The organism is Streptomyces sp. SLBN-118, assembly GCF_006715635.1.
In the GTDB taxonomy this organism is placed as follows: domain Bacteria; phylum Actinomycetota; class Actinomycetes; order Streptomycetales; family Streptomycetaceae; genus Streptomyces.
Map to the genome: position 1 here is coordinate 452,757 of NZ_VFNP01000002.1, position 21,997 is coordinate 474,753.

The 21,997-nt window shown below is 69.0% G+C and carries 19 protein-coding genes and 1 pseudogene; 12 read left to right on the forward strand and 8 right to left on the reverse strand.

Going from position 1 to position 21,997, the window contains the following annotated elements:
* Nucleotides 1–10 precede the first annotated feature (10 nt).
* From FBY35_RS20630 to FBY35_RS20645, 4 genes are all read left to right on the forward strand, one after another.
* Entirely contained in the window at nucleotides 11–1,759 is a 1,749-nt protein-coding gene (locus tag FBY35_RS20630; RefSeq protein WP_142215485.1) for a glycosyltransferase family 2 protein, read from the forward strand.
* Nucleotides 1,756–2,877, forward strand: coding sequence for a glycoside hydrolase family 26 protein (locus FBY35_RS20635; protein ID WP_142215486.1), 1,122 nt, complete (start codon nucleotides 1,756–1,758; stop codon nucleotides 2,875–2,877). Before FBY35_RS20630 ends, FBY35_RS20635 begins: the two co-directional genes overlap by 4 nt.
* A 242-nt stretch (nucleotides 2,878–3,119) precedes the next feature.
* Nucleotides 3,120–3,482 (forward strand): hypothetical protein, encoded by a 363-nt coding sequence (locus FBY35_RS20640; RefSeq protein ID WP_142215487.1) that lies wholly within the window; start codon nucleotides 3,120–3,122, stop codon nucleotides 3,480–3,482.
* A 403-nt stretch (nucleotides 3,483–3,885) separates the two neighbouring features.
* Entirely contained in the window at nucleotides 3,886–4,629 is a 744-nt protein-coding gene (locus FBY35_RS20645; protein WP_260848763.1) for a C40 family peptidase, read from the forward strand.
* Nucleotides 4,630–4,695: 66 nt separating this feature from the next.
* On the opposite strand, the gene FBY35_RS20650 is transcribed toward FBY35_RS20645, so the two are convergent.
* Nucleotides 4,696–4,875 carry a hypothetical protein gene (locus FBY35_RS20650; protein ID WP_142215489.1) on the reverse strand — a complete coding sequence of 60 codons (180 nt, stop codon included), beginning with the start codon at nucleotides 4,873–4,875 and terminating at the stop codon, nucleotides 4,696–4,698.
* Nucleotides 4,876–5,035: 160 nt separating this feature from the next.
* Here FBY35_RS20650 and FBY35_RS20655 point away from each other — a divergent pair, with 160 nt between their 5' ends.
* A complete protein-coding gene (locus FBY35_RS20655; protein ID WP_142215490.1) occupies nucleotides 5,036–5,644 on the forward strand; it encodes a GPP34 family phosphoprotein in 609 nt (202 codons plus the stop codon).
* A gap of 35 nt (nucleotides 5,645–5,679) precedes the next feature.
* Here the strand turns inward: FBY35_RS20655 and FBY35_RS20660 are convergent, their stop codons facing one another.
* Nucleotides 5,680–6,498 carry a DUF2785 domain-containing protein gene (locus FBY35_RS20660; RefSeq protein ID WP_142215491.1) on the reverse strand — a complete coding sequence of 273 codons (819 nt, stop codon included), beginning with the start codon at nucleotides 6,496–6,498 and terminating at the stop codon, nucleotides 5,680–5,682.
* A gap of 134 nt (nucleotides 6,499–6,632) precedes the next feature.
* On the opposite strand from FBY35_RS20660, the gene FBY35_RS20665 reads away from it, so the two are divergent.
* Complete coding sequence (locus FBY35_RS20665; RefSeq protein ID WP_142215492.1) at nucleotides 6,633–7,556, forward strand: RimK family alpha-L-glutamate ligase; 924 nt, start codon at nucleotides 6,633–6,635, stop codon at nucleotides 7,554–7,556.
* A 33-nt stretch (nucleotides 7,557–7,589) separates the two neighbouring features.
* Here the strand turns inward: FBY35_RS20665 and FBY35_RS20670 are convergent, their stop codons facing one another.
* Together FBY35_RS20670 and FBY35_RS20675 are read right to left on the reverse strand one after the other, a co-directional pair.
* Nucleotides 7,590–8,285, reverse strand: coding sequence for a L,D-transpeptidase (locus tag FBY35_RS20670; RefSeq protein WP_142215493.1), 696 nt, complete (start codon nucleotides 8,283–8,285; stop codon nucleotides 7,590–7,592).
* Nucleotides 8,286–8,669: 384 nt separating this feature from the next.
* A pseudogene (locus FBY35_RS20675) lies at nucleotides 8,670–9,989 on the reverse strand (SpoIIE family protein phosphatase); the annotation flags it as partial.
* 107 nt (nucleotides 9,990–10,096) lie between these two features.
* Here FBY35_RS20675 and FBY35_RS20680 point away from each other — a divergent pair.
* From FBY35_RS20680 to paaN, 4 genes are all read left to right on the forward strand, one after another.
* Nucleotides 10,097–11,986 (forward strand): ABC transporter ATP-binding protein, encoded by a 1,890-nt coding sequence (locus tag FBY35_RS20680; protein WP_142215494.1) that lies wholly within the window; start codon nucleotides 10,097–10,099, stop codon nucleotides 11,984–11,986.
* Between the two features lie 271 nt (nucleotides 11,987–12,257).
* Complete coding sequence (locus tag FBY35_RS20685; RefSeq protein ID WP_142215495.1) at nucleotides 12,258–13,751, forward strand: APC family permease; 1,494 nt, start codon at nucleotides 12,258–12,260, stop codon at nucleotides 13,749–13,751.
* A gap of 49 nt (nucleotides 13,752–13,800) precedes the next feature.
* Nucleotides 13,801–14,775 carry a hypothetical protein gene (locus FBY35_RS20690; protein WP_260848764.1) on the forward strand — a complete coding sequence of 325 codons (975 nt, stop codon included), beginning with the start codon at nucleotides 13,801–13,803 and terminating at the stop codon, nucleotides 14,773–14,775.
* 4 nt (nucleotides 14,776–14,779) lie between these two features.
* Entirely contained in the window at nucleotides 14,780–16,474 is a 1,695-nt protein-coding gene (paaN, locus tag FBY35_RS20695) for a phenylacetic acid degradation protein PaaN (protein WP_142215496.1), read from the forward strand.
* Nucleotides 16,475–16,502: 28 nt separating this feature from the next.
* Here paaN and FBY35_RS20700 read toward each other — a convergent pair whose 3' ends face one another.
* A complete protein-coding gene (locus FBY35_RS20700) occupies nucleotides 16,503–16,943 on the reverse strand; it encodes a GNAT family N-acetyltransferase (protein WP_142215497.1) in 441 nt (146 codons plus the stop codon).
* A gap of 61 nt (nucleotides 16,944–17,004) precedes the next feature.
* Nucleotides 17,005–17,961: an aldo/keto reductase family oxidoreductase gene (locus tag FBY35_RS20705; RefSeq protein WP_260848765.1), complete on the reverse strand. Its 957-nt coding sequence runs from the start codon at nucleotides 17,959–17,961 to the stop codon at nucleotides 17,005–17,007.
* Nucleotides 17,962–18,336: 375 nt separating this feature from the next.
* Here FBY35_RS20705 and FBY35_RS20710 point away from each other — a divergent pair, with 375 nt between their 5' ends.
* Complete coding sequence (locus tag FBY35_RS20710) at nucleotides 18,337–19,599, forward strand: sodium:proton antiporter (RefSeq protein ID WP_260848766.1); 1,263 nt, start codon at nucleotides 18,337–18,339, stop codon at nucleotides 19,597–19,599.
* A gap of 46 nt (nucleotides 19,600–19,645) precedes the next feature.
* Here the strand turns inward: FBY35_RS20710 and FBY35_RS20715 are convergent, their stop codons facing one another.
* Entirely contained in the window at nucleotides 19,646–20,266 is a 621-nt protein-coding gene (locus FBY35_RS20715; protein ID WP_142215498.1) for an HdeD family acid-resistance protein, read from the reverse strand.
* A 238-nt stretch (nucleotides 20,267–20,504) separates the two neighbouring features.
* Here FBY35_RS20715 and FBY35_RS20720 point away from each other — a divergent pair, with 238 nt between their 5' ends.
* Nucleotides 20,505–20,909 carry an antibiotic biosynthesis monooxygenase gene (locus FBY35_RS20720; protein ID WP_142215499.1) on the forward strand — a complete coding sequence of 135 codons (405 nt, stop codon included), beginning with the start codon at nucleotides 20,505–20,507 and terminating at the stop codon, nucleotides 20,907–20,909.
* Between the two features lie 62 nt (nucleotides 20,910–20,971).
* On the opposite strand, the gene FBY35_RS20725 is transcribed toward FBY35_RS20720, so the two are convergent.
* Complete coding sequence (locus FBY35_RS20725; protein WP_142215500.1) at nucleotides 20,972–21,907, reverse strand: Ku protein; 936 nt, start codon at nucleotides 21,905–21,907, stop codon at nucleotides 20,972–20,974.
* Between the last annotated feature and the right edge of the window lie 90 nt (nucleotides 21,908–21,997).

Consider the following 21,997-nt stretch of genomic DNA (forward strand, 5'->3'; position numbering starts at 1 on the left):
AAGGGGGGAAATGTCCAGATATTCACGCCGCTTGGACCGGCGTGCCGAGAACAGGAATCGCCGCAACGCCTCGGCCGTCGCAGCCTACGCCCGTGCCTCCCGCGCATGCGGCCCGCTCGCCAACCCGGGCCGCCAGGTGAGGTACTGCTCGTTGCTGCGACCGGGCCACCGGGTGTCGCTCACGGCTCTCACACTCGCCACAGCCCTGGCCGACATCGTCTTCATAGGCTGGCTGCTGCTGCCCGAACATGTGCCGGGCCCCGGGGTCACCGGCGTCGGCAACGGCTGGCTGTTCCTCGCCCGGACCGGGTTCTGCCTGGTCATCGTGGTCGAGACGATCAAAATCGTGCAGGCGGTGGCGATCTGGGTGTTCGCCTTCCGGGCGAAGGACCCCATCCCCATGGTGCCGCCGCAGGGGCTCCGGGTCGCCATGCTGACCACCATCGTGCCGTCCAAGGAGCCGATAGCCGTCGTACAGCGGACGCTGCGGGCCATGCTGGAGGTGGCGCGCTGGGACTGCACCGTGGACGTCTGGATCCTGGACGAGGGCAATGACCCGGCCGTACGTCAGATGGCGGCCCGCCTGGGCGTCCACCACTTCAGCCGCAAGGACCGGCCGGAGTACAACCAGCCGTCCGGCCCTTTCCGCGCACGTACCAAGTCCGGAAACCACAACGCCTGGCGCGCGGAGCACGAGAACGCCTACGACGTGGTCGCCCAGATGGACCCCGACCATGTGCCGCTGCCGTGCTTCCTGGAGCGGACCCTGGGCTACTTCCACGACCCGGACACCGCGTTCGTGGTGGCCCCCCAGGTGTACGGCAACGCCTACGACAACTGGGTCGCCCACGGCGCGTCGGTACAGCAGTACCTGTTCAGCAGCATCGTCGAGCGGGGCGGCAACGGTCTGGACGCTCCCTTGCTGATCGGCACCAATCACCTCTACCGGGTCGCCGCGTGGCAGCAGATCGGCGGCTACCAGGACTCGATCATCGAGGACCATCTGACCAGCATGAGGATCCACGGCACGGTCAATCCCTCGACCGGAAACGGCTGGAAGGGCGTGTACACCCCCGACGTCGTGGCCGTGGGCGAGGGCCCGACCACCTGGACCGATTACTTCAACCAGCAGCGGCGCTGGGCCTATGGCATCTGGGAGATCAAACTCAACCCCCGGCTGAGGCAGGGCATCCGGCTCCGCACCCGCCAGCGGCTGCTGTACGACCTGGTTCAGTTCTACTACCCGAGCGTCGCCATGAGCCTGACGCTCGGCACCCTCGCCACCGCCCTGTACATGCTGCTCGGAGTCTCCTCCATCCAACTGCCAGGGCTCCCCTGGTTCCTGCTGTGGTCCGCGGGCATGGGGGGCTCATTCGCCCTCTGGCTGTGGCTGCGCCGGTTCAACCTCGCCGAGCACGAGAGGCGGGAGATCGGTATGGCGGGCATCCTGCTGTCGCTCTTCGCCGGGCCTGTCTACATCGCCGCCGCGGCGAACGCCCTGCTGCGCCGGCCGCTGGCGTACGTGGTTACTGCCAAGGGCGAGCTGCGCAGCTCGGAGTCCCTGCGCACCTTCCGACTGCACCTGATGTGGGCTCTGCTGGCCGGGTGTCTGCTGATCGTCAGCTTCCGCAACCACCATGACTACACGGCCCTGCGGATCTGGACGCTGCTGGCTCTTGCGGCCGGCTCGGCCCCGCCGCTGCTCGCTCTGGCGGAGGACGTCTCCACCCGCTTGCGCACCGCGAGGGCAGAGCGGTGAGGATCACCACGCCACGGGTGCTCGCGGTGCTGTGTGCCGCTCTCCTGTCCTGGTACACCTTCCAGGTGGCACCGGGCCTGGCGGACCGCGAACGCCGAGCGGCAGCCGCACGCGCCGACGCCGTGCTGCCCCCGACGACCGTCCTGCCCGACGAGAAGCCTGCGCCGCACCGCCCCTCCCAGCGGCCCGCGGTCGCTTTCCCCGCCGTGGGAAAGGCGTTCATCGGCGTCTTCACGTCGGCGGGCGCCCATGACTTCACCGAAGGGGCCGGCTTCGCCCGGCAGACCGGGCATCGCCCGCAGGTGTACGAGTTCTCGGCCGACTGGGAGAGCGATCGGTTCGACGCCGAGGCCATCAACCGTGTCGCCAGGCGAGGCATGCTTCCCCTGGTCGCCTGGGAGCCCTGGGACCACAAGGCCGAGGCCGACGAACCCACGCTGCGTGGCGAGCAGTCCGAGTACCGGCTGTCGAGAATCATTCACGGCTCCTTCGACCGGTACATCAGGTCATGGGCGCGGGGCATCAAGTCGCTCCGCTACCCGGTGGCCATCCGCCTCGCCCACGAGATGAACGGCTACTGGTACCCCTGGTGCGAGCAGTCCAACGGCAACCGCCGCGGGGAGTACGTGCGGGCGTGGCGTCACGTCCACAAGATCTTTGACGCGGTGGGAGCACATAACGCCCTGTGGGTGTGGAGCCCCAACGTCAGCTACACCAACTCGACGCCGCTCAACCGGCTCTATCCGGGAGACGAGTACGTGGACTGGGTGGGCCTGTCCGGCTACTACGGCACGGTGGGCAAGGAGAACTACCAGTCGTTCGACCGCCTCTTCATGCCGACGAGGACCGAGATACGGCGCTTCACCCGCAGACCGCTCGTCATCACCGAACTCGGCGCCACGGACGCCGCCGGACGCAAAGCAGAGTGGATCACCGAGATGTTCCGTTCACTGCCTCGCCACGGCGACATCATCGGCATCATCTGGTACCAGGCGGTCAAGGAGATCGACTGGCGCGTGGGCACGAACCGCGCATCCTCGGCCGCCTTCACCGCCGGGGCGTCGGCGAGCCGGTACCAGCAGCCGTGGCAGCCGTATATGACGCCGCGCGTGCGATGAACCCTGGCGCGACGGTGGGTGGGGGCGTGAGCTCCCACCCGTTTCTCCCCCACCGGGCCCTCCCGTGGCACCCAGAGGTCCGGGCCGGACGACGGATGTTGACCTCGATCCGGTGACCGGCCTGGTCACCGGCGGTTTCCCGGCCGCTCCCCCGACAGGCAACAGGAAACCCGTCGACCTTGGTGCGCACCGACGACAGGCTGAAGTCGTCAGCACGTACCAAGACCTACCAAGGGGGAATCGTGCGCAAGATCAAGATGATGAGGACCGTCGCGGCGCTCGCGCTCGCTGTCGGCACGATGACGACCGTCACCGCAACCCAGGCCCAGGCGGCGAGCAGCCACGGGTGCCCGTCCGGGTACGTCTGCATGTACCCGGGTGCGGGCTGGAACAACGACCGTCCGACCCACACGTACTACACCTACGGGGCCCACAACCTCAGCAACATGTACGGGACATACCGCATCTACAACAACCAGACCGGCGGTGCGACCATGCGGACGTGCACCGGGTACAACGGCACGGGCTGTCAGGGCTACCTGCCGGCCGGCTGGTACATCGACAAGGACATGACGCCGATCAACTCGATCACGCTCCAGCCTTAGTTCTTCCCCGCGTGGACACCTTCCGGAGCTGCCCATGGCGGCTCCGGAAGTTCGCGCGTTCCCCCCCGGGACCGACTCGCGTGGCGAAGTGCCTGCTCGGCCAGGGTTTCCCAAGTGTTTCCCGTTGCCCATCCAGTTGGGGCGACGCCGAAGCCCTCGACGAGCGGGGCCGCGGCCCCGCAGGCTGCTTTCATCGACGTGCGGCTCATCGAGGAGTCGACGCCCATCGGTGCTTCACCCACGGCAACACAGAAACGAGGGTCCCTGCATGCTCCGCCGATCCGGTCTCATCGGCACACTCATCGGATTACTGGTCTTCCTCCTCTGGGCACCCACATCAGCGTTCGCCTCAACCGCGCCCGCAGCCACTGCCATTCGCAAAGCCGCAGCCGAGGAGTGTGCCGTGCTGGCGCCGGGAGCCTCCGCGGCGGCCGAGCGCGCCGTCGCCGCCGCGTGCGCGCAGGTCGCGGCGGATGTCTGGTACACGTGGGGCGGCGGCCACGGCCCGCACCCCGGCGCGACGTACGGGCAGGTGGATCCCACCGACCCGGCCAGCGAGCACGATCCCGAGCGGCTCGGCTTCGACTGCTCCGGTCTCGTGCGCTTCGCCTACGCCCAGGCCACCGGGTCCGACATCCTCAACGGCGTCGCCGGCGCCCAGTACTACACACATCGCGCGGCCGATCGCTTCACCGCCGCCCAGGGCCTCGCCCCGCTGCTCCCCGGCGACCTGCTGGCCTGGGGCAACTCCCGTCAACTGCACCACATCGCCATCTATCTCGGCGCGGGCAAGATGGTGGAGGCCAAGCAGTCCGGCACCAAACTCATGGTCAGCGACGTGCGGCTGAACGGCGACTACTACGGAGCGGTCCGCGTCAACACCGGACCGGTGAGCGGGCGCATCTTCCAGACCTGGGGCACCGGCGTCTGGACCAAGGCCCAGCCGTCGGTCAAGGCCGCGCGCGTCTACGCCTTCCCGCAGGCAACGACGATCCGCGTCGAGTGCCAGAAGCACGCCGAACTGGTCACCTCGGACGGCTACACCAACGACGCCTGGTCCTACCTGCCCGACTACAAGGCGTGGGTCACGAACATCTACATCCAAGGTCCCGCGTGGCTGGAGGGGGTCCCCACCTGTACCTTCTGACGCCGCGCGCCGTTCGCACCAGTGACCGCCAACGGGGGGCGGCCACTGGTGCGAATCACGTTGCGGCTACAGAGCGTAGCGGATGAGCCACTCGTTGGCGTCGTACGTGTCCTTCGCCGGGTCCGGTGCTGTGGCCGGGAGCTCCTGAATCGTGTCCTCAAGACGGGTTCGCTCCGGCAGACTGCCGAACCGAGCACGACGCGCCGTCTCCGCGGCATCCTGAACGTTCTTCTCCGACGCTGTCATCCTGCCCCTTCCCTCATTCCCCCAACGCCCGGCCGAGGGCGGGTGTTCCGCGTCGCCCGGAAGACAGGCACGTCCTGCTGTGCGACGTTGAGGGATAGACGGAAATATGGACGAACAGAGGCAGGCCGGTGGCTGATGCCCCTGACCTGGGGAGCCGTTCATGACCACACCACGGGACTTGTTGATCATTGCCATCGACAGGGCGTCCGGCCACCCTGTGGAGCAAGGCGACCTCTCGCTTGCGCTCGCAGGGGCCGAGGTGATCGATCTCCTGGGTGCCGAAGCCATCAGGCTGGACGACGATCGCATTGTGCCGGGCCTCCGGCCGGCCCTTCCCGATCGCCTGTTGGACGAGGCCGCCTCTTCCCTCGCCGTCGAAGCGCCGTACGAGTCGGTCGACGACTGGCTGTGGCGCCGAGGGCGCGGGCTGTCCGCGGCCTACCTGGCCGCCCTCGAGGCGGAAGGGCAGCTCTTTCGGCCACGCCGCCACCGCTGGTTGCCTTCCGGGAACAGCCGGACGGAGCTTGTCGATTCGCCCACCCGCCGCCGGGCTGCGGAACGCTGGACATCGGGTGAGCCCGTCCTCGGCGCGCTGGCAGCGGCCGTCGGGGTCCGCGACGAGCGGACCGCTGACGCCCCGGGCCTGTCCGACGACGCGGTGGCGAGAGTGCTCGGCGCCGTTCACGACGCGGTGAGCGAATTGGCAGGCGAACGGCAACGGCGAGCCATCGAGGACGCGGCTTTCGACAACGTCTGGCGAGGCGATTGACGACGGCGTCACCGGGTCGCGCCGCAGGTCGGATGTCAGGCCAGCCAGCTGTACGGCAGGCGGAGGATGGCGGCCACGCGTTCGGCAACGATCGGAGCGTGCGGTGGAACGCCTCCGTCGGCAAGGCCCCGGGTCAGGTGGAGATGAAGGGCCTGAAGCGTGGCGAAGGTGTTGAAGGCCCACGGTGGGACGGGACCGGGACCTCCACCGTCGAGGGCGTCGGCCACCACGCTCAGCCATCCGGTGGCCTGCTCGGCCGACAGGTCAGGGGCGAGCAGGATGAGGCTGAGCGCGCGGGCAAGACGCGCATCCTCCAACTGCTCGTAGCGGTAGTCGGTGTGCGGGGCCGTCATCCTCCGGGCACACAGCTCCAGCAGTTGGGTACGGCGGCCGGGCAGGGCTTCTGCGAACGCGGAAGCCGCGTCGGCGCCGTGGGCGACGGCGTGCAGCCACCCCAGGGATTCGTCCCAGCCGCGCGTGTCGCGCTCGGAGGGGTACCAGGCAGAGAATCCGGCGTACCAGCGTTCCGCGGCCGCCTCCGGCAGGGTGCCGGGGACGGCGTGTCCGCGCGTCAGTACGCACCGGAGAACGAGCGGAGCGAAGGTTCGGGCCTGTATCTCAGGGTGGGTGAAACGGTCCGCGGCAGTGTTCCCGAGGTCTTCCAGGACGTCGTCGAGGTGTCCTTCGCGGATCCAGCGTGCGGCGGCTGTGTAGGCATGCTCGTCGCGGACCTCGGGGTCGGGCGACACGAGCATGGCCGACAGCTCGTCGCCGAGCCGGGAAGCCGATACGTCGTCGGGGAAGGCAAATCCGTCGGCGGCGATCGACTCCCAGTGAACAAGATCCGTACTCACAGGGGAAGCCTTCCACGCGCCACGAAGTACCGGCACTCCGGGGTCTTGAGCGTGCGCCCATAAATGGGTGACCGGGCAGGAACCGCGTGTGGAAGAGTGCCTGCCCGGAGCCGGTGTATCGAGTGGAGAGTTGCATGAGCGCTGCCAGGATCGCGGTCGTGACGAGCGACGCAGGCGTCAAGTATGACGTCGATCTCCCGCTGATCGTGGACGCACTGCACACCCAGGGCCTGGCGGCACAAGCCGTGGCCTGGGATGCCGACGATGTGGCGTGGGACAGATTCGATCTGGCGGTCATCCGGTCCACCTGGGACTACGCGGAACGACTCGACGAGTTCCTGGCATGGGCCGACGCGACAGCACGCGTCACAGGGCTGTGGAATCCAGCACCAGTGGTGCGCTGGAACAGCGACAAGCACTATCTGCTCGAACTCGCTGAGCGTGATGTCTCCGTCGTGCCGACGCAATTCATCGAACCGGGCGGACGGTTCAGCGAGGGGGACTTCGACCAGGCGGACGGAGTGGTGGTCAAGCCCGCGGTTTCCGCGGGTGCCCGGGACACCGCACGCTACGAGCCCGGTCGGCACGCGGATGCCGCGCGGCATGCCCGAATACTGCTCGACCAGGGCCGCACCGTGATGATCCAGCCCTATCTGCGACTCGTGGAAGAGGGAGAACGCGCGCTGGTCTTCTTCGGCGATACCTTCAGCCACGCGATCCGCAAAGGGCCCGTGCTGACCACGCCAGGGGTGATCGACAACTTCAGGGACGCACACCCCGGTGCCGCCCCCTACCGGCCGACCGAGGCCGAGATCCAGACGGCGCTGGCGGCGCTGGACGCGGTTCCGTCAGCGGCGGCCCCGCTGTTCACCCGCGTGGATCTGGCGCTGAACGAGACGCGGGATCCGGTGGTCATGGAGCTGGAACTCATCGAGCCGAATCTGTTCCTCGCGAGCACCCCGCACGGGCTGGTGCGTTTCGTCGAAGCCGTGGCGGCCGAGAGCCGAACGACCCCGGCCCAGGGTCTGGCTCGACCATCGGATGACCGGTGGCGGTGACCGTCACACGGTCGCCGCCACCGGAAAGTCGGCTCAGGTTCCGGGCTTGCGGCCGTAGACGAAGACGTCGTCGCCGTTGCGGAGCATGCTCCAGTACTTGGCGGCGTCACTCTTGGTCATGTTCACGCAGCCGTGCGAGCCGGGCGGTGCCCAGACGCTGATGCCGACGGAGTGGAAGGCCTGGCCCCCGTCGAAGAACTGGCTGTACGGCATCGGCACGTTGTACAGGTTCGACACGTGGTCGATGTCCCGCAGGTAGATCTTCTTCACGCCGGTGCGGGTCTCGTAACCGTCGCGGCCGGTACGCACCGGCACCGGTCCGTACACCAGCTTGCTGCCGTCCTGGATCCAACTGAGCTGGAGCGTGAGGTCGACGCAGGCGATGCGCCCCTTGTTCACCGGGCACTTGCCTGCCTTGTTCGGCGTCTTCCCGACGGCCTTCTGCCGGTTCATCAGATCCATGACGCCCCAGGTGACGGGACCCGCGAAACCGGCGTTCGGACTGATCGAATGCTTCGTCTGGAAGGCCTGGATCGCCTTGCAGTCGGCGGCGGACTGCTTTCCGTCGACCGGGCGACCGAGGAACTTCTCGACCTGCTTCTGGTACGGCCCTGTCTGCGTCGTGCATGACGCCGCCTGAGCGGTCGTGCTCCCCAGGGCCAGAGTGAGCGGGGTCACCAGTGCGGTGATCCCGAGTGCGACGACTCCTCGTCGGCGTATGTCCCCCACGTCAGTCGGCTCCTTGTCCGTACGTAGTCCGAGTTCCGCCTGGTAGACGGTCGTGGGGACCCGGTAGTTGCACGCGACAGCAAGACGGTTTCGTAACGCCCGCCCAGACATGAGTCCGTGGGGGACGCGGCCGCCGACGGCTCCGGTCGGCCTCGGCTTGACGGCCCGAGGCCTCCGGCGTAGTCCGGGATTAGGGGGCGGATCGGGAGTTCGCTCGCCGGGACCGTAGGCGTGTTCGAGTTCGACACGACCGAGGACGGAAAGGTGACGGGCAGGGTCTTCCAGTGGAAGTAGCCCGCGGCTCCCGCCGTGGGCGCGGGTCACGACGGCGGCAAGCCTGCCCCAACCCCGCGGCGGCCGCGACGCGTGGCGGTCGTCGATGCGTCACCAGGGCACATCGTCCAGAAGCAGCCCCGTCTCGGGCCGCCGGCCGTCGACCAGCGACTGTTCGGTCCACATGACCTTCCCGGTGGGCGTGTATCTGGTGCCCCACCGTGCGGCGAACTGGGAGACAAGGAACAGGCCGCGCCCGCCCTCGTCCGTGGTGGCCGCCCGGCGCAGGTGCGGAGAGGTGCTGCTGCCGTCGGACACCTCGCAGATCAGACGGCGCTCGTGCAGCAGCCGCACATGGATCGGTTCGGACCCGTAGCGGATCGCGTTGGTGATCAGTTCGCTCAGCATCAGCTCGGTCGTGAAGCCGATCCCCGCCAGACCCCATGTCTCCAGCTGACGTCCGCACGCGGCACGGAGGGGAGCGACCGCCGCGGGGTCGAAGGGGACGTCCCAGTCGGCGACCCTGGCGGAGTCCAGCAGGCGGGTCCGGGCCACGAGCAGCGCGATGTCGTCCCTGCGGTGCGGGGGCTCCATGGCGGTGAACACGGCCTGGTACGTCTCCTCCGGCGTACGGTTCGCGTCCTGGGCCAGGGTCGCGCCGAGAAGGCTGAGTCCGGTTTCGATGTCGCGGCCGGGGTGTTCGATGAGTCCGTCGGTGTAGAGAACGAGCCGGCTGCCCTCGGTCAGCTGCAGTTCGGCGGTCTCGACGGGCAGTGCGCCGAGGCCAAGCGGTGGGCTGATGGGCACCTCGGGGAAGTCCACCGTGCCGTCGGGGTGGACCAGCGCGGGGGCCAGATGCCCCGCCGTGGCTACGCTGCACATGCCGGAAACCGGATCGTAGATGGCGTACAGGCAGGTGGCTCCGGTGATGCCTTCGCCGTCGCTGTCCTCGTCCTGGTCGATACGGGAGACGAGTTCGTCGATGTGTCCAAGGATCTCGTCCGGTGGCAGGTCGAGGGCGGAGAAGTTGTGGACCGCGGTACGCAGACGGCCCATGGTGGCCGCGGCGTGCAGACCATGGCCGACCACGTCACCGACGACCAGGGCGACCCGGGCTCCGGGCAGCGGGATGACGTCGAACCAGTCGCCCCCCACCCCGGCCTGCGCGGGCAGATAGCGGTAGGCGACCTCCAGGGCGTTCTGCTCGGGCAGGACGCGAGGCAGCAGGCTGCGCTGGAGGGTGACCGCCATGGCGTGTTCGCGCGTGAACCGGCGAGCGTTGTCGATGGCTACGGCGGCACGGGCGGCCAGCTCCTCGGCGAAGGAAAGATCCTCCTCCTCGAAGCGTTCCGGACGCTCCGCGCGCCAGAAGTTGGCCATGCCCAGGACGACGCCACGAGCCTGCAACGGCACTGTGACGAGCGAGTGGACGCATCCATTGACCTCAAGTCTGGTTCAGGTCATAGCGTTCTGGGTGCGCCCCGGGCCACGCCGGCCGACGGGTACCGCGTCGGCCCACCTGAATCCGGAGGCACCGCATGGACATGGAAGTCACCGCGTGGACATCGCTCCACAGTGCGATGAACGCGCAACAGGAGCGAAGGCCCTTCTCCCGGGCCACTCTGCGCCGCATCGCCTCCTTCGCCCGCCCGCACCGTCGGCAGCTCTACCGCTTTCTGCTGCTCAGCGTGGTCACCGCCCTGCTCGCCGTGGCCACACCCGTTCTTGCCGGCCGCGTCGTCGACGCGATCGTCGAAGGCCACGACACCGGAACGGTCACCCGGCTTGCGCTGCTGATCGCTGTCATCGCCGTCGCGGAGGCGGGGCTCGGCCTGCTCACCCGCTGGCTGTCGGCGAACCTCGGCGAGGGGCTGATCCTCGATCTGCGCACGGCGGTCTTCGACCACGTCCAGCGGATGCCGGTCGCCTTCTTCACCCGCACCCGCACCGGCGCCCTCGTCAGCCGGCTCAACAACGACGTCATAGGGGCCCAACGGGCGTTCAGCAACACCCTGTCCGGTGTTGTGTCCAACCTCGTCACCCTGCTGCTGACGCTTGCCGTCATGCTCAGCATCTCGTGGCAGATCACCCTGCTCGCCCTCGTCCTGCTACCGGTGTTCGTCGTCCCCGCCCGCCGGATGGGCTCCCGTATGGCCAAGTTGCAGCGCGAGGCCGCCAACCACAACGCCGCCATGGGCACCCAGATGACCGAGCGGTTCTCCGCGCCCGGCGCGACCCTCGTCAAACTCTTCGGACGCCCCGCCGACGAATCCGCCGAATTCGCCGCCCGCGCCCGCCGGGTGCGTGACATCGGCATCCGTACCGCCATGGCCCAGTCGGTCTTCATCACGGCGCTCACCCTGGTGTCCGCCCTGGCGCTCGCCCTGGTCTACGGACTCGGCGGCTACTACGCACTGCGCGGCAGCCTGGACCCGGGCGCCGTCGTCGCGCTCGCGCTGCTCCTCGCCCGCCTCTACGCCCCGCTGACCGCACTGGCCGGCGCCCGTGTCGAGGTGATGAGCGCCCTGGTCAGTTTCGAGCGGGTCTTTGAGATCCTCGACCTCAAGCCGCTGATCGCCGAGAAGCCGGACGCCCGCCGGGTGCCGGACGGGCCCGTGTCCGTGGAGTTCGACTCGGTCCGCTTCGGCTACCCTTCCGCCGACAAGGTCTCCCTCGCCTCCCTCGAAGAGGTCGCCACCCTCGACTCCCGCGGCGGCACGGAGGTCCTGCGCGACATCTCCTTCCGCGCCGAACCCGGCCGGATGGTCGCGCTGGTCGGCTCATCGGGCGCGGGCAAGTCCACGATCGCCCAGCTCATGCCGAGGCTGTACGACGCCGACGCCGGGTTCGTACGGCTGAACGGCATCGACGTGCGCGACCTGACATCCGACTCGATCCGCGAGACGATCGGCATGGTCACCCAGGACGGCCACCTCTTCCACGAATCCGTCCGGGCCAACCTGCTCCTCGCCCGGCCCGACGCCTCCGAGGACGACATCTGGGACGCTCTGCGCCGATCCCGGCTGGCGGACCTGGTGGCCTCGCTGCCCGATGGCCTGGACACCGTCGTCGGCGAGCGCGGCTACCGGCTCTCCGGCGGCGAGCGGCAACGGCTGACCATCGCCCGGCTGCTGCTGGCCCGCCAGCGGGTCGTCATTCTCGACGAGGCGACCGCCCATCTCGACTCCACCTCCGAGGCGGCCGTGCAGGAAGCCCTGGGCGAGGCGCTGGAGGGCCGGACCGCCGTGGTGATCGCCCACCGGCTCTCGACCGTGCAGGCCGCCGACCTGATCCTGGTCGTCGAGGACGGCCGGGTCGTCCAGCGCGGAACCCACGGCGAACTCATGGCGGCCGGCGGCCGCTACGAGGAGCTGTACCGCACCCAGTTCGAGCGGCCGGGTACCGAGGAGGCATTCCCCGTCCGCTGATCTCGGCCCCCCGTGCCGGTGCCGGCCCGGGTCCGCCCATGCCGCATGAATGTGGATATTCCTCTGCTCGAACTCTTGCAAATTCACATTCACTTCGGCAGGATCTGCCGAGTCCACGCCGGTCAGCCGCAGATTCTGGCAGTCCGTGGGCCCCGCGTCGTTGAATCGACACACTCTGGCCTCACCGTCAGCCCCTGTCGGGACTGCTCTCCCCTGGGGGCACCGTGGGCTGCGCCGTTGTGGTTTCTCTTGAAAGGCACGTCCGTTGAGCATGAGATCCGGCACCGGAGGCGGTCTGCGGGCGGACGCCCTCAGCACCTACGACATGGTGGTCATGGCCGTCGCGGGATGCGGCCCGGCGTACACGGTCGCCGGAACGATTCCCGCGCTCATCGTCGCCGTCGGTGTGGCGAGCCCCGCCGCCCTGCTCTACTGCGCGATACCCGTGATCGGCATCGCCCTGGCCTACCGGCAACTCGGCCGTGTGGACCCCAATGCGGGAGCCGCGTACAGCTGGGTCGCCCGGTCGCTGCACCCCTTCCTCGGGTTCCTGTGCGGCTGGTCGCTCGTGGTCGCCTGCACCGTCTTCATGGCATCCAGCACGGTGCCCGCCGGCAATGCGACGTTGTCCCTCTTCGCGCCGAGCCTGGTCGGTGACCCGGTCCTGGCCGCGCTCGTCGGCTCGAGCTGGTTCCTCCTGATGGCAGGGGTGGTGGCGTTCGGAGTCCGGATCGGAGCCCGCGCGCTGGCCGTCATCACAGCCGTGCAGGTGGTCCTGCTGATCGGCTTCGCGGTTTCGGCGCTGCTCTCCGACGGCGGCGGGAGCGAATTCTCCTTCTCGTGGTTCGGCTTCAGCCACTTCGAGGGACAGGAGTCCTTCGTGACCGGCGCGCTGATCGCCACCTTCGCGTTCTGGGGCTGGGACGTGACCAGCAATCTCGGCGAGGAGACCCGGCGCGGCTCGCGCGGCTCGGGCTTCGGCGGCGTCATCGGTGTGGTCCTGGCGTTCCTGCTGTTCGCGCTGATCACCGTCGCGGTCAATGTCCTCATGACGCCGGACGCCGTGTCCCACACCCCGGACGGCATTCTGAACGAGCTCGGCCAGCAGGTCTGGCCGGGTGTGGGCGGCACCCTGCTGGTGCTCGCGCTGCTGCTGTCGACGGTCGCCATGCTGGAGACCGCGCTCATCCAGGCCGGGCGCACCCTGTTCGCCATGGGCCGGGACAAAACGCTTCCCCCCGTCCTCGGCCGTATCCACGCCAAGCGGCACACGCCGTGGCTGGCCACCGTCGTCATCGCCGTGGCCTCGGGCACACTCGCCATCGTCGAGGCCGTGCGTCTCAAGCCGGGCGAGTCGATGCTCTCGGACGCCGTGAGCGGAGTCTGCCTGCTCGTCACCTTCTACTACGGCCTCGCCGGACTGGGCGCCGTCGTCGTCCACCGCAAACTGCTGCGGGCCTCCGTGGCCAACTTCCTCCTCATGGGGCTGTGGCCGCTGACCGGCGCGCTGTTCATGATGTGGATCATGATCGAGTCCGTGAAGTCCTTGACCACCTCCGCGCTGATCATCGGATTCGGCACGCTTGCCCTGGGGCTCGTGCCGATGCTCGTGGCGTGGATGAGGCAGCGGCCGTACTTCGAGCCGGGGCGTCTGGACGCCGACCGGGCCCGCGTCATGGACGACTCCTTCGGTGGCGCGGACTTCGGCGAGACCCAAGCCGTCAATCTGGCCCGGAATCAGGACGAGATCCTCACCGACTTCTGACCCCTGACTCCCGACACCAGTTCCGCCTTCTGATCAAAGGACGCCTGCCATGGCCATGGCCTGGACCCGAAGACGCTCCGCGGCACCTCATTACGACCAGACCTTCGGAGACAAGGCCCTGTCCGCCGCGTGCGAGGACATGGTCATGGGCCGCTGGGAAGGCGCACACGAGCTGCTGTCCACCGGCTCCCACAAGGACTGGGACCGCCGCAGTCACCGCATCCGGTTGCTCGCCCACACCGCGGCGGACAAGAGGGTCGCCGAGGCCTGGCAGACCGCGCAGCCATACAGCGCGGATGCCCTCGTTCTGCGGGCGGACACCGAGGTGATGCGGCACTTCGCGGCCGCCCGCACGGGCACCATCCCGGGCCCGGACATCCTGGACCGCACGGCCCACATGTGTCTCAACGCCTCCGAGGCCTTCCCTCAAGACCCTCATCCCTGGGTGTCACTGATCACGCTCGGCAGGCTGTACGAGAACGGCGCCCAGGCGATGAACCGGTGGTGGCCGGAACTGCTGGCCCGCGATCCGTACCACCGCGAGGCCCACCACCAGGCTCTGCGCTACATGACGGCACGCTGGCACGGCTCGCACGGCCAGGCCTACGCCTTCGCCCGGGACTGCGCGGTCTACGCTCCGGCCGGCTCCCCGCTGCTGGTCATGCCGCAGGTCGCCCGAGCGGAGGAGTTCCGTCACCGCACCCAGAACGAGGGCGTCAACCCGCACGCGATGGTCGGCTACTGGGCCGGGGAGCGCTGGGACCTCATGGAGACCATGGAGCGCTGGATAGCGGTCCGCTCCCCCGTCGAGGCGGCACAGGACGTCGCCGACCTCAACCATCTCGCTCATGCTCTCGCTCAGGCAGGACTGCTCGTCGAGGCCGCGACGGTCTTCGACCTGCTCAAGGGACGTGCCACCCGGGCGCCGTGGTCGTACACGGGCGAGGCGGTAACGGAGTACGTGCGCTGGCGCGAGCGGTCGTCCCGCGCGGCCGCGGAGCACACGGATCCCCGGAAAGGCTGACCTGATGCGTACCGGCTCCTTCGACGAGAGCAGCCTGCTGGAGCGGGCGGTCGAGGCCGCGGCGAGCGGTGCGGGTTTCGCACCGTTCACCGAGGGGCCCGGGGGTGTCGACCGTCGCAGGGGGGCGGCGCACAGCGGCGGAGCGGTGTTCCGGTCGATGCTCGGAAAGGACTTCGGCCTGGGGCAGCCCGGTCCTCGTGAACGGGTCGGGACCGAGTCGTCTCCGTACGGCCTCATCCTGGGCGTGCGCTATGTCCGTTCCGAGCCGGGCGAGTTGGTGGCCGCCGCGGTGCAGGCGACGGCCGGCTGGCGTGCGGCGGGACCGCGGCGCCGGGCCGGGCTGGCCGTGGAAGTGCTCTGCCGGCTCCACGACCGCAGCCATGAGATCGCGCACGCGCTGCACCACACCACGGGGCAGGCGTACACGACGGCCTACCGCTCGGGCGGTCCGCAGGCGCAGGACCGGGGACTCGAAGCCGTGGCCCGTGCGCTCACCGAGTCCGTACGCAATCCGGCCGAGCTGTCCTGGCAGCGTCCCGGCAAGCTGGGCGACCCGGTGGATGTGGACGGCACGTGCACCGTCGTCCCGCGCGGCGTCTCCCTGCTCATCGGCTGCCCCGACTTCCCCACCTGGAACGGCTACCCGGGCCTCTTCGCCAGCCTGGTGACCGGAAATCCGGTGATCGTCAAGCCGCACCCGCGCGCGGTCCTGCCGCTCGCGCTCACCGTCCAAGTCGCCAGGGACGTTCTGGCGGGGGCGGGGCACGATCCCAACGTGGTGACCCTCGCCGCGGAACAGCCCGGCGAGAAACTGGCGTCCCGTCTCGCGACCGACCCCGCGGTCCGGCTCATCGACTTCACGGGCTCGGCCCGCTTCGGCGACTGGCTGCGGCGCAACGCCCGCCAGGCCGACGTGTTCGCCACACCGATCGGAGCCAACAGCGTACTGGTGGACTCCACCGACGACTACCGCACCATGCTGCGGGAGCTCGCGCTGTCGCTGTCGCTGTGCAGCGGCCAGACCTGCACGGCGCCGCAGAACATCCTGGTCCCCTCCCGGGGAATTGCGACCAACGAAGGCCTCAAGCCCATAGGGCGGTTCAGCGTCGACCTGAGCCGCGCCGTGAAGCGCCTGTTGGCGGAACCGCGGCGTGCGGCGGGGATTCTCGGGGCGATCGGCAGCGACCGCATCCGCAGCTCCCTCGCGCACGCGGCCGGATGCGGGGTGGTGGTGCACGCATCCCTGCCGGTGACGCACCCCGACCATCCGGCGGCGGACATCCGTACACCGCTGATCGTCCGGCTGGAGGCACACGACGAGAGCGTGTACTCCCGCGAGTGGGCCGGTCCCGTCTCCTTCGTGATCGCGACCGAATCGACCTCGCAGAGCCTGGACATCTTCCGCCGCACGGCCCGCGCCCACGGCGGCCAGTACGCCTCCGTCCACTCGACGGACCCGCTGGTCCTGGCGGCCGCCGAGGCGGCAGCCCTCGACGCCGGAGTGCATCTGTCGGAGAACCTCGCCGGGAATGTCTACGTGGACCAGTCCGCTGTGTACGGCGACTTCTGCGAGGCGGGCGCACCGGCGGGTGCTCACACCGCCCTCGCGGACCCCTCGTTCATCACCGGCCGCTTCCGGCTCGTGCAGGCCCGGCGCCCTGCGGCCCGGGTACGGGACATGAGTTCCGTCGGGGCGTGAGCAGAGAAATGCCCCAGATGGGCACGGCTCAGACCAGCCGCAAATCGACCCACGGGATGGTGTCACCCGGCAGCAAGTACCGCTCCACTTCGATGAACCCGTGCTTCTGCGCGAACCGCAGTCCGTCCACGTTGGATGCCAGGACAACTGTCTCGATCACCTCGGCACCGAGCTCTCGCGCCCGCTTCAGCCCGCGCGCATAGAGCTCTTCGCCGAACCCCTGCCCACGGTGGGGGGCGAGGATTCGGGCGATCACCGTGGCCGTGGGTTCTTCGGTGGTCGGCGGACGCAGTGTCGAGCAGCCCACGAGCACATCCCCGAGATACGCAAGCTCCAGGTGGTTGCGCCGGACGCGCTCACGCACATCGTCGAGGGACAGGATGTGGGTGGGGATGATCGTGTTGTGGACGCGCTGCCAGTCCCTGAGCATGGCGTCGCTGTCCGGCTGCTCGATACGAAGATCAGTCACCGGCACAGAAAACCGGCTCGGACGGCGCGACGTCAACTGCAATCCGCGGCATCAACCGCCATCAGGGAAGAGGCGCGCCGCGGGCGGTGAGCCACAGTTCGTACCATTCCTCTCGGCTGAGGTCCGGTTCCCGCTGCGCGGCGTCACGGCAGGCGCGGATGCGTCTCGGACGCACGCTGCCGACCACCGGCGCGATCGCGGCCGGATGCCGCTGCAACCACCACAGCAGAATCGTCTCCGGCGTCGTGCCCTTCTTGTCGGCCAGAGACGAGACGAGCTGTGCGGTCGCGTGCTCCTCCGGCGTTTCCTGACGGCCCGTGAAGCGACCCTGCGCAAGTGCTCCCCACGCCTGCAGTGAAATCCCGTTCGCCTGGCAGAACTCGACCGTCCCGAACGGGAAGCCGTTGGCGGCTGCTTGCGGCGTGTTCACGAGGACACCGGCTTCGAGCCAGTCACGCCGTTGCAGGCTCATCTCCAGCTGATTGGCGACCAGCGGGACATCGAGACGTGCCTGAAGGGGAGCCATCTGCAGGGCGCTCATGTTCGACACACCGAACCGCCGCACAAGACCCTGCCGGTGCAGCGACGTCAGCGCCGAGGCGATGTCGTCGGGGTCCGCCAAGGGGTCCGGCCGGTGCAGGAGCAGCACATCGACGACGTCGGTCCGAAGACGAGCCAGGCTCTCCTCGACCCGCCGGGCGATGGTCTGCCCACTGAGGTCGTAGATACCGGGCCGCTCTCCGTCAGCGAGACGGATACCGCACTTGGTCTGTACGACGATGCGCTCGCGCAGCCCGGGGGTACGGTCGAGAACCTCGCCGAAGACGGCTTCGGCCTTCCCGTGCCGGTAGATGTCCGCATGGTCGAACGTGCTGATCCCACTGTCCAGCGCCGCCTCGATCGCCGCCTCGGCGTCCGCGATGTCGCGCACACCGTAGGGCTCGGTGTCCCAACTGCCACCGAGCCCCATACACCCGTAGAGCAACCACCCACCGCTCGACCCCGTCTTCGTCGTCACCGGGTCACCTTACGACGCGGCATCGACAGCACCGGCCGCGCGACGGCAAAGCAGCGCACCGCCGACGATTCTGGCCGGCAGGCACAGGGTCGGGCCGTGGACGGCGAAGAACTCGTCGCGCGAGGAGAAGCGCCCCTGCCGCGTTCTGCGCAGAAGGTCAGCGCGGCACGGCCGTCGCCGAACGGGCCTGGGGCGTTTGTGTCGATGCCGGCTACGGACATGGGGATGCCCGACCATGGGCGAACTGGCTTGCTTGAGAACTGATGGGCGGCACATGTCGGAAGCTGGATCACGCGCAGGGTGCTGCACTCGCTGCGTGCGGAACGACGCCGCGGCGAGGATGCGGTGAGTGGCGGCGCGTGGGCGGGAGCGGCCGTGGCCGCTGTTACGGCGGGCTACGCACTCGTGTCGAGGCGGCTTTCCTCGACCGCCCTGTCGGCCCCGATGGTGTTCGCCGGCTTCGGGGTTGCCATCGGACCGATCGGGCTCGACCTCATCGCCCTGGACCACGACTCGGGAGCGGTACTCACGCTGGTCGAGTCCACCTTGGCACTGGTCCTGGTCACAGACGCCGTAGCCGTACAACGACGAGATCTACGCAGCGGCGGATTCCTCCCCGGCCGTCTGCTGGCCGTCGGGCTGCCGTTGACCATCGGTGCCGGCTGGCTCCTGGCATGGCCCCTGTTACCCGGCCTGACCGCCTGGGAACTGGCGCTGGTGGGGGCGATTCTCGCGCCGACGGACGCCGCTCTGGGCAAGACCGCGGTGTCCAGCCCGCGTGTCCCGCCGCTCGTGCGGACGGGCGTCAAGGTCGAAAGCGGCCTCAACGACGGCATGGTGCTGCCCTTCTTCGTCCTCTTTCTCGCCGCTGTGCCCGGGACCATGGCCTCGGAAGAGGGGATCGCCGGGATCTTCTGGCGCGCACTGGTACTCAGCACCGCGCTGGGCCTCGCCGTCGGAGGGCTCGGTGGGTGGCTGTTGTACTGGTCTCGCAAGAGGGGCTGGATCGGCGACGACTGGCGGCAGACGTACGTCCTTGCGGTGGCCGCGGGCTCCTACACCCTGGCAGTCGTCACCGAGGGCAGCGGGTTCATCGCTGCCTGGGTGGCAGGCTTCGCCTTCGGCGTCTCGTTACGCCGCAGCACGCCGACGGGCGAACAGGACCCTCACCAGACCGTCCGCACCGCCGACAACACCACCGAACTCGCGGAGGACTTGGCGGGGCTTCTCGCGGCGTTGAGCTTCCTGGTCTTCGGCGCGGTCCTGCTCGGCCCGGCTCTGGAGCACCTCGACTGGCGGATCGTCACTTATGCGGTGCTGAGCCTCACCGTCGTGCGGATGCTGCCCGTGGCCGTCTCACTGGCCGGAAGCGGACTTGGGCTTCCCACGGTCGCCTATGTCGGGTGGTTCGGTCCGCGCGGACTGGCCTCCGTCGTCTTCGGGCTCCTTGTGGTCGAGGAACATGTCCCGGGCGTCCAGCTCCTTGGCCGGGTCGTCGCGGTGACAGTCGCGCTGAGCATCCTTCTGCACGGTGTGTCGGCCGACTTCCTCGCGCAGCGGTACGGCGCGTGGCACAGGAAGGCTGCTGCCCGGCAACCGCATCTGCGCGAGGGGATGCCCGACGGGGAAGACGCATGAACAACCATCCCGGCATGCGCAGCGGCTCGCACCGCGCGCCCCACGGTTATGCGGTCGTCCCGGTGCCGGAGGCGCTCTTGCCGCGGGTCGCCGCGCGGAGCGCGAAAGCCGAAGCCAGTTCCACGACGCCGAGCAGGACGAGCCACAGGCCGAGCAGCCGGGCCAGCGCGACTGCGGATTCCACCGGGAGGGCGAGGACCACGATCCCGGCGACGATCCCGAGAGCGCCGATCGCGAAGGCGAGACCCCGGCGCGAGAGCTCGCGGTCGGCTATCGCGATGAACATGGTCAGGAGCCCCGACACCAGCCAGAAGACCCCAACTATCAACGACAGCGCGGCAATCGTCTGGAGCGGATGCCGCAGCACCAGCACACCTGCCAGCACGGCCACCACCGCGATGAGTACGCCAGACAGCCGGCTTGCGTCCTGCGCCCGCCCCCCGGAGAACGTGGTCACAAAACGGAACACCCCGGTGGCCAGCAGTTGCAGACCGACGATGACCGCCAGGACATGCAATGTCTCGTCCGGCCACACGAGCACGATGATGCCCGGTATGAGCGTCGCCAGCGCAAGGCCCAGGGCCCAGCCCCAGGAGCCTCCGACGTCCCCGAGTACGTCCTGAGGATCGGTGGGGCGTCCCGGCTGGAAATCGGACGATGCCGTCATGGATCCTCCCTCATCGATCGCGAGTATCCGCCAGGCCGTAGGGCTGAGGGATCACCCGGACAGGGTGACTCGCGTGAACGACATCCGGAGCAGCCGCGATCCGACGAAGCGGGACTCCGGGGCGCGTGTGCCACCGGTTCGGCTCACACGCCAGGCGGTGGGTCCGGCGAAGAGTCACGCTGGAACGGCCGCGATCAGAAGAGGACAGCCGGACAACGGAATCCGAGGAGGAACCGGGATGCCGACGACCCCCTGGACCGCCACGGCGACCGCCTGCGGCGCAGCAGGTCCGCTGCCCGACGAGGTGCTGGTCATCGGATCCCGGTTGGTCCTGCGCAGGGCCCGGGAAATTCTCCGCTTCTTCGTGGCAGCCCGGCGCATTCGGCGGCAGGTCCTGGCGGCTCGCGGGTGTCTTGGCATGTCAATGAGGGCGCAGCCGTTTGCCAAGACCTTCTGGACGCTCTCCGCCTGGCGTGACCAGGATGCGCTGGACGCGTTCGTGGAAGCCCAGCCGCACGAAGGGGCCATGCGGGACTTCCACCCACGCCTGCGTGATCCGGTCATCATCGGCTGGACCGTGCCCCGCAGTGCACTGCCGGTCGACTGGTCCGACGCCGTCCACCGGATCGCGGGGCACACGTAGGGGGCGAGCTGCCGTACCAGACCCGTCGCTGCTGACGGCGTCCAGGACCGGCCACGCCGTGGCTATGCGCTCTTCGGCTTCCGGCCCGCGGCCTTCTTCGCCGGTTTCCGGGCCGCGGTCTTCTTGGCGGTCGCGGTGCTTTTCTTGGCGGTGGCCGCCGTCTTCTTCGCCGCGCCCTTCTTCGGCATTTCGTGCACGGTGGCGTGCTCGCCGCTCTCCCCGCGTGATTCCTTCGCCGCCTGTACCGAGGCGTTCAGCGCGGCCATCAGGTCCACGACCTGACCGGCCGGCTCCGGCTCGCCCTCCGGCTTGGGCGGCTGCTTCCCGGCCGCCTTGGCGGCGATGACTTCTTCGAGGGCTTCCCGGTAGTGGTCGGTGTACCCGGAGATGTCGTCGGTCGCCATCGTCTCCATCAGCTGGATCGCGGCGTCGATCTCGGAGTCCTCGAGGTCGACCGGTTTCGGCGTCAGCTCGGCCGGGTCGCGGATCTCGTCGGGCCACCGCATCGCGTGCAGGACGATCGCGCCCTCCTTGACCCGCAGCAGACCGAGGCGCTCCCGGTTGTGCCAGGCGAACTTGGCGATCGCGACCTTCGCGCTGCGCTCCAAGGCCTGGCGCAGCAGCACGTAGGGCTTGGCGGCGACGGCCCCGTCCGCGGCCAGGTAGTACGAGTCGCCGATGCGCACCGGGTCGATGCTGTCGGCGGGCACGAACGCGACGATCTCGATCGCCTTTGCCGTCGGCAGCGGCATGCTGTCCAGGTCCTCGTCGGTGACCTGGATGATGGTGTCCTTCGCGACCTCGTAACCCCGGCCGATCTCGTCGCCGCGCAGCTGCTTCCCGTCGATCTCGCACACCTTGCGGGTGCGGATCCGGCCGCCGTCCTCCAGGTGGAACTGGTGGAAGCTGATGGAGCGGTTCTCGGTGGCGGGCAGCACCTTGATAGGGATCGTGACCAGGCCAAACGAGATAGCGCCGCTCCATACGGGCCTCGGCATGAGCCACCTCCTCCACCACCGGAACACCAGCCTAAGACGCCCCAACAGCATCAGCACGCCCAAGAGCGCCGGGCGGATCGTCCGGCCCCG

Excerpts from the sequence above, each read along its gene's own strand:
- FBY35_RS20680 (WP_142215494.1), top strand. The coding sequence starts at position 10,097 with ATGGACATGGAAGTCACCGCGTGGACATCGCTCCACAGTGCGATGAAC.
- FBY35_RS20720 (WP_142215499.1), top strand. The coding sequence starts at position 20,505 with ATGCCGACGACCCCCTGGACCGCCACGGCGACCGCCTGCGGCGCAGCA.
- FBY35_RS20665 (WP_142215492.1), top strand. The coding sequence starts at position 6,633 with ATGAGCGCTGCCAGGATCGCGGTCGTGACGAGCGACGCAGGCGTCAAG.
- paaN (WP_142215496.1), top strand. The coding sequence starts at position 14,780 with ATGCGTACCGGCTCCTTCGACGAGAGCAGCCTGCTGGAGCGGGCGGTC.
- FBY35_RS20715 (WP_142215498.1), bottom strand. The coding sequence starts at position 20,266 with ATGACGGCATCGTCCGATTTCCAGCCGGGACGCCCCACCGATCCTCAG.
- FBY35_RS20690 (WP_260848764.1), top strand. The coding sequence starts at position 13,801 with ATGGCCATGGCCTGGACCCGAAGACGCTCCGCGGCACCTCATTACGAC.
- FBY35_RS20655 (WP_142215490.1), top strand. The coding sequence starts at position 5,036 with ATGACCACACCACGGGACTTGTTGATCATTGCCATCGACAGGGCGTCC.
- FBY35_RS20685 (WP_142215495.1), top strand. The coding sequence starts at position 12,258 with ATGAGATCCGGCACCGGAGGCGGTCTGCGGGCGGACGCCCTCAGCACC.
- FBY35_RS20650 (WP_142215489.1), bottom strand. The coding sequence starts at position 4,875 with ATGACAGCGTCGGAGAAGAACGTTCAGGATGCCGCGGAGACGGCGCGT.
- FBY35_RS20630 (WP_142215485.1), top strand. The coding sequence starts at position 11 with ATGTCCAGATATTCACGCCGCTTGGACCGGCGTGCCGAGAACAGGAAT.
- FBY35_RS20725 (WP_142215500.1), bottom strand. The coding sequence starts at position 21,907 with ATGCCGAGGCCCGTATGGAGCGGCGCTATCTCGTTTGGCCTGGTCACG.